Source organism: Blautia sp. MSJ-19 (assembly GCF_018918125.1).
Classification (GTDB): Bacteria; Bacillota; Clostridia; order Lachnospirales; family Lachnospiraceae; genus Blautia_A.
In genome coordinates this window covers 53,177-60,396 of the sequence record NZ_JAHLQA010000032.1, presented here as the reverse complement: position 1 = coordinate 60,396, position 7,220 = coordinate 53,177, and the positions used below count along the sequence as shown (strand labels likewise).

4 protein-coding genes are annotated in these 7,220 nt (G+C 45.6%); all 4 read left to right on the top strand.

Annotated elements, in window-relative coordinates:
• The first annotated feature begins 507 nt into the window (after positions 1–507).
• Positions 508–1,515, top strand: coding sequence for an aldo/keto reductase (locus KQI91_RS10840; RefSeq protein ID WP_216392795.1), 1,008 nt, complete (start codon positions 508–510; stop codon positions 1,513–1,515).
• Positions 1,516–1,554: 39 nt separating this feature from the next.
• Positions 1,555–2,136, top strand: a complete 582-nt coding sequence (locus KQI91_RS10835; protein WP_216392794.1) for a nitroreductase family protein — start codon at positions 1,555–1,557, stop codon at positions 2,134–2,136.
• A gap of 414 nt (positions 2,137–2,550) precedes the next feature.
• A complete protein-coding gene (gene ppk1 / locus KQI91_RS10830; protein ID WP_216392793.1) occupies positions 2,551–4,599 on the top strand; it encodes a polyphosphate kinase 1 in 2,049 nt (682 codons plus the stop codon).
• A gap of 141 nt (positions 4,600–4,740) precedes the next feature.
• Positions 4,741–7,029: a hydratase gene (locus tag KQI91_RS10825; protein ID WP_216392792.1), complete on the top strand. Its 2,289-nt coding sequence runs from the start codon at positions 4,741–4,743 to the stop codon at positions 7,027–7,029.
• Positions 7,030–7,220 lie beyond the last annotated feature (191 nt).

Genomic DNA, 7,220 nt, shown 5'->3' with positions numbered 1-7,220 from the left:
GCATGAGCGGTATTCACTAGAACAAAAACTCAATATAAGTAAAAAAGATAAAACAGCACTATCGCATTGTAAAAAGCAGTTACGCTTGATTGCTATTGAACAACAAAAAATGCTTGCGGCGTAATACTTTTTATACCTAAAGGGAATTTACACACAAAAAAGGACTTGACCTGGTTTGGATAGTGTTAAGCATCGGAAAGGTGGAATTGGAAGTTTCCGATGTCAAATAATTGAAGAATAGGAAATTACGGTATCGGAAATAGAAGAACAAGCGATTGTCGATGCCGGATATTTCGGAGTTGGGATTTATGGGCATCGGAAATAGGAAAATAAGGAATTGTCGATGTGGGATATTTTGAATTTGAGGATTTTGAGGCATCGGGAATAGGAAAATAAGAAATTGTCGATGCAGAATATTTCAAATTTGGAATTTGTGGGCATCGGAAAGGTAGGAATAAAATGATTCCGATGCAGAACATTTTTTTATAGGATAAGGAGACGAGGATTATGGAATACAGAACACTTGGAAAAACAGGGCTTAAGATCTCACGTATGGGATTTGGAGGAATTCCGATCCAGAAGATTGATGAGGAAGGTACAAGAAAGCTGCTTCACGAGATGATGGAGAAGGGAGTCAACTATATTGATTCTGCAAGAGGATATACTGTCAGCGAGCAGTATATCGGATATGGTCTGGAGGGAATTCGCGATAAATTTGTGCTTGCGACCAAATCCATGTCCAGAACAAAAGAAGCAATGGCGGCAGATATTGAGACAAGCCTTGGAAATTTCCGCACAGACTATATCGACCTTTATCAGGTACACAATCCAAGCATGGAACAGCTCGATCAGGTGATTGGCGAGGGCGGAGCGCTGGAAGCTCTGATGGAAGCGAAGGCAGCAGGTAAGATCGGACATATCGGACTGACTGCACATTCCACAGCCGTTTTTGAGTGTGCACTGGAACTTGACTGGGTGGAAACGATCATGTTCCCATACAATATCGTAGAACAACAGGGGGCAGAACTCATCCATAAATGCGCAGAGAAAAACATCGGATTTATCGACATGAAACCACTGGCGGGCGGTGCGATCGAGGATGCGACTCTGGCACTTCGTTATGTCTGTTCCAATCCTGATGTGACCGTTGTGATCCCGGGAATGGCAGAAGTTCACGAACTGGAGCAGAACCTTGCCGCATGTTCCAACACAGAACCACTCACCGACGAAGAAGTAAAAGCAATGGACAAAGTCCGTGAACAGCTTGGTACCGATTTCTGCCGCAGATGCAACTACTGTGCGCCATGTACCGTTGGAATCAACATTCCAAGCGTATTCCTGTTCGCAGGCTATCTCCAGAGATACGACCTTGCAGACTGGGCAAAAGACCGTTACAGCACACTGAAAGTAAAAGCTTCCGCCTGTATCGGCTGCGGCAAATGCGAGCCAAGATGCCCGTATCATCTGCCGATCCGTGAGAAACTCAAGAAGTGTGCACAGGATATGGGAGAATAAATCTGTTTTTTACAGAAGAAAATCAAGGGAGACACAAAAATGTTTAAAGATATTGTAAAAGCAAGCAGAAGCTACAGAGGTTATGACGAAACCTATCGTTTCAGCAGAGAGGAACTGGAAGATTTCGTGGACTGTGCACGTTTCGCACCGTCCAGTGTGAATGCGCAGCCGTTTCGGTATTATCTGGCGTGGGAGAAGGAGGAGGTTGACCGTATCCAGAAGCTGACAAACTGGGCGAGAGCACTCCCTGAGATGCAGCTTCCGCATCCTGGAATGTGTCCAACTGCGTTTATCATTATCTGCCAGGACCTGAATCTCGGAGCATCTATCCCGAGATACCAGAAAGATGTCGGGATCGTTGCGCAGACCATGCTTCTTGCGGCAGCAGAGAAAGGGCTCGGCGGCTGTATGATTGGAAACTACAATGCAGATTCCGTCAAAAAAGAACTCAATCTGGCAGAAAATCTTACTCCGGTACTGATCGTGGCATTCGGCAAACCAGCCGAGGAGATCGTGCTCAAAGAGATTGAGGAAGGCGAAAGCATCGCCTACTACCGCGACGAAAACGATGTACACTACGTACCAAAACGCAAACTGTCCGATATCATACTCCCAAAATAACCAAAAAGTTGTCGCCTGGCGCGAAGCGCGACTAGCCATTTAACGCGAAGCACGACGAACTTCAATAAATTAAAACAGAAGAAGATTTTAGATATAAGCCATCCCGGTACAGGAACCTCTGGAGGAATTTATGGTAATACTTAGGTGATTCGCTGGCTGTGTTATGGATCAAAAGTGCATTGTCTGAGCCGCAAGGCGAGTTATGTACTTTTGGTCCATGCATTTAACAGACAGAGCAGCGCCTTAGTATTATCAAATTCCGAAGCTGTTACAGTACCGGGATGGCTTATAATATTAAATCAGTTTCGTTTTAATTTTCCACAGATTTTACACAAACCTGCGCTGGATTTGATTTTCATGCAATATAGTAGTCGGGAAAGTGTAAAAAGAGAAAAATGTGGAGGATACCATTCGATGAAACAGGAAGTTTACATGAACCGGGAATTATCCTGGCTGAAATTTAATGAACGAGTACTGGAAGAGGCAGAAAACGAGCAGGTTCCGCTTGCAGAGCGTCTTTCTTTTGAGGCAATCTATCAGAGCAATCTGGATGAGTTTTTTATGGTAAGAGTAGGTTCCCTGCTTGACCAGATGATCCTGTCCGGAGATGTGCGTGAAAATAAAACAAATATGACACCAAAAGAACAGATCCATCAGATCCTCAAGGCAGTCCGCAAGCTGAACATCCGCAAGGACGCAGCCTATGAGACACTGATGGAAAAGCTGGAAGAGATTGGTGTCAGCATGGTAGATTTTCGCCGCCTCAGCATAGAAGAAAGTGCATATCTGGAAGTGTTCTTTGACTCAGAGATCCTGTCTCTTCTTTCACCTACGATCGTGGGAAAACGCCAGCCGTTCCCATTTCTGAAAAACCGTGAGATCTATGCAGTCTGTGTGTTACAGACAAAGAGTGGAAAAGAAAAACTTGGCATCGTACCGTGCAGTAAGGAAGTTTTTCCTGAACTTGTAGAATTGCCGACAAAAAACCGCTTTATGCTTGCAGAAGAGCTGATCTTACATTTTCTTTCTAAAGTATTTTCCGGCTATAAGATTTTGTCAAAATCTCTGATGCGGATTACAAGAAACGCAGACATTGATGCTGATGCGCTTTATGATGAAGATCTTGATTACCGTGAATTTATGGTAGAACTGATCAAAAAAAGAAGAAAGCTGGCACCGCTCCGTCTGGAACTGTCCCGGGATATGGACGATACGATTGTAAAAACACTCTGCAATTATCTGGATCTTGACACCAGACAGGTATTTCGGAGCTTTGCACCGCTGGATCTTTCTTTTGTGTTCCAGTTACAGGACCGTCTGCGCACGAAACCGGAGTTGTTTTTTGAAAAAAGAATCCCGCAGCCATCACCGGAGTTTGATCTGGAGAAACCGATCCTTCCGCAGATCAAAGAAAAGGACAAACTGCTTTCCTATCCATTTGAAAGCATGAAACCATTCCTTCGCATGCTTCATGAGGCTGCAAACGACAAATCCGTCATTGCGATCAAGATGACTTTGTACCGTCTGGCACGTCAGAGCAAAGTCGTGGAGGCACTGATCGAAGCTGCCGAAAACGGCAAAGAAGTTTTTGTCATGATCGAGCTGAAAGCTCGCTTTGACGAGGAAAACAACATCGAATGGTCCAGAAGACTGGAAGAAGCCGGATGCCGCGTGGTTTACGGCCTGGACGGATACAAAGTGCATTCCAAACTGTGCCTGATCACACGAAAGACAGACGCCGGAGTAGAATATTATACACAGATCGGAACAGGAAACTATAACGAGAAGACCAGCCGGCTTTACACAGACCTTTCCTATATGACATCACGCGTGGAGATTGGTCTGGAGGCAGCTGATGTATTCCAGGCACTTGACAAGGGTGAGACCGTAAAAGAGACCAGACATCTCCTCGTAGCACCGAACTGCCTGCAGAATAAAGTACTCACAATGATTGAAGAAGAGATCCATCGTGCAAAAGCAGGGGAAGAGGCTTATATCGGACTGAAAATGAACTCTCTCACGGACAAAAAGATCATCGACAAACTGATCCGTGCATCGGAAGCCGGTGTGAAGATCGATATGGTGATCCGAGGCATCAACTGTCTGATCCCGCAGGTTCCGGGCAGAACCGACAACATCCGCGTGATCAGCATCGTAGGACGTTTTCTGGAACATTCCAGGATCTATATTTTCGGCTGCGGAGAGCGCAAGAAGATTTATATCGCATCCGCAGATTTTATGACAAGAAATACCGTCCGCCGTGTCGAAGTAGCCACTCCGATCTATGATCCAGAGATCGCACAGCGCCTGGAAGAGATGTTTATCACAATGCTGAGTGATAATCAGAAGGCACGCGAAGAGGATGGAGAAGGCATGTATCATCTTGTATACAGACAGGAAGATACCCCGCTGAATTCCCAGGAATTCTTTTACAAAACCGCCTATGATAACTGCAGGGAATAACCCATACCTTTTTATTATGATAAAAGGTTATAACAGCATTCTTTTTGACAATTAGTCAAATCCGTTCCTTTACGATACAATAAAGTCATCAAAGGGAAACAAAAAAACACTCTAAACAAAAAGTAAAGGAGCGAAAACTATATGGTAAAGTTATATGACGGCGGCGCATATCTGGTAAACGGCAAAGAGATCGTACCGGAAGCAGAGGCTGCAAAAGTAGAAGCATTAACAGGAAAGAAAGCTGAAAAATCCGAAGCAAGAAAAGGCACCATGGCTTACAACATCATGAAAGCCCACAACACTTCCGGAAACATGGAAAACCTCAAACTTAAATTTGACGCAATGGCTTCCCATGATATCACTTTCGTAGGGATCATCCAGACAGCAAAGGCATCCGGAATGGAAAAATTCCCGATTCCATACGTTCTGACAAACTGCCACAACTCACTCTGTGCAGTAGGCGGAACCATCAATGAAGATGACCACATGTTCGGACTTTCCGCAGCAAAGAAATACGGCGGGATCTATGTTCCACCACACATCGCAGTTATCCATCAGTACATGAGAGAGATGTTCGCAGGCTGCGGCAAGATGATCCTCGGATCTGATTCCCATACACGTTATGGTGCACTCGGTACCATGGCGATTGGCGAAGGCGGCGGCGAGCTTGTAAAACAGCTTCTCTGCGATACCTACGATGTTGCATGTCCGGAAGTCATCGCGATCTACCTTGACGGCAAACCGAATCCGTGGGTAGGACCGCAGGATATCGCACTTGCGATCATCGGAGCAGTCTTCAAAAACGGATATGTTAAGAACAAAGTTATGGAGTTCGTAGGACCTGGCGTTTCCTCCCTGAAAACAGACTTCCGTAACGGAATCGATGTTATGACAACAGAGACAACCTGTCTTTCTTCCATCTGGAGAACAGATGAAGACACCAAAGAGTTCCTGACCATCCACGGAAGAGGAGATGACTACAAAGAACTCAACCCGGCAGATGTTGCTTACTATGATGGCGTGGTCTATGTAGACTTAAGCACTGTAAAACCAATGATCGCCCTTCCGTTCCACCCAAGCAACACTTACGAGATCGACGAACTCAATGCAAACCTGAAAGACATCCTTCACAGCGTAGAAGAAGAGGCTGCACAGGTTGCTCAGGGTAAAGCACAGTTCCACCTTGTTGACAAGATCACAGACAAAGGCCTCCAGGTACAGCAGGCAGTCATCGCAGGATGCGCCGGCGGTAACTATACAAACGTTGTTGAGGCAGCACATGCACTCAAAGGCAAAAACACCGGAGACGGAGAATTCAGTCTTGCTGTTTATCCTTCTTCCCAGCCGGTATTTATCAACCTTACAAGACAGGGATACATTGCAGACCTTATGGAAGCCGGCGCAATCATCCGTACCGCATTCTGCGGACCGTGCTTCGGTGCAGGAGATACTCCTTGCAATGACGGCTTAAGTATCCGCCACACAACCAGAAACTTCCCGAACCGTGAAGGAAGCAAGCCAGGAAACGGACAGATGTCAGCCGTTGCACTTATGGATGCACGTTCCATCGCAGCAACAGCAGCAAACGGCGGTATCCTGACATCCGCAGAAACTCTTGACTGCTGGGGAGATGTACCGGAATACACCTTCGATGATACTGTATATAATAAGAGAGTTTACAACGGATTCCAGAAAGGTGATGAAAAGAAAGACCTTGTTTATGGACCGAACATCAAAGACTGGCCGGAGATGAGCCCGCTGACAGACAACATCCTTCTGAAAGTATGCTCCAGGATCCTTGACCCTGTAACAACCACAGATGAGCTGATCCCATCCGGAGAGACATCCTCCTTCCGTTCCAACCCGCTTGGACTGGCTGAGTTCACCCTGTCCAGACGTGATCCGGAATATGTAGGACGCTCCAAAGAAGTAGACAAACTCGAAAAAGCAAGAGTTGCAGGAGAAGATCTGTTCGCAGCAGAACCGGAACTGAAAGAAGTATTCGACAAGATCCATACCCTTAACGGACAGGAAACTGTTGACCCGGCTGCAAGTGAGATCGGAAGCATGATCTACGCAGTAAAACCAGGTGATGGTTCCGCCAGAGAGCAGGCTGCAAGCTGCCAGCGTGTGATCGGTGGTCTTGCCAACATCACAAAAGAGTACGCAACCAAACGTTATCGTTCCAATGTTATGAACTGGGGTATGATCCCGTTCCAGATGAAGGGCGAGCCGGACTTCCAGATCGGAGACTACATCTATGTACCGGGAATCCGAGAAGCTTTTGATGGCGATATGAAAGATATCAAAGCATACGTGATCGGTGACGAGATCAAAGAACTGTCGCTGTACGTTGCAGACATGACAGACGATGAGAAGAAGATCGTCAAAGCAGGATGCCTAATCAACTACAACAGAAGCCGCAAATAATTAATTACAAAAGTCATAATTACCTTTTTACCTACTCTGCACATAAATACAAGAAGCCATGGGGAAACCTGTGGCTTTTTGTCGTGTCTGGATTTTTTTCTTATACCAAAAAGTTATACGCGAATTCTTTTTATGAATTTTTCAAATGCTATCCCAGACGTTATCATAGAAGTAAGAAAATACAACAGAAC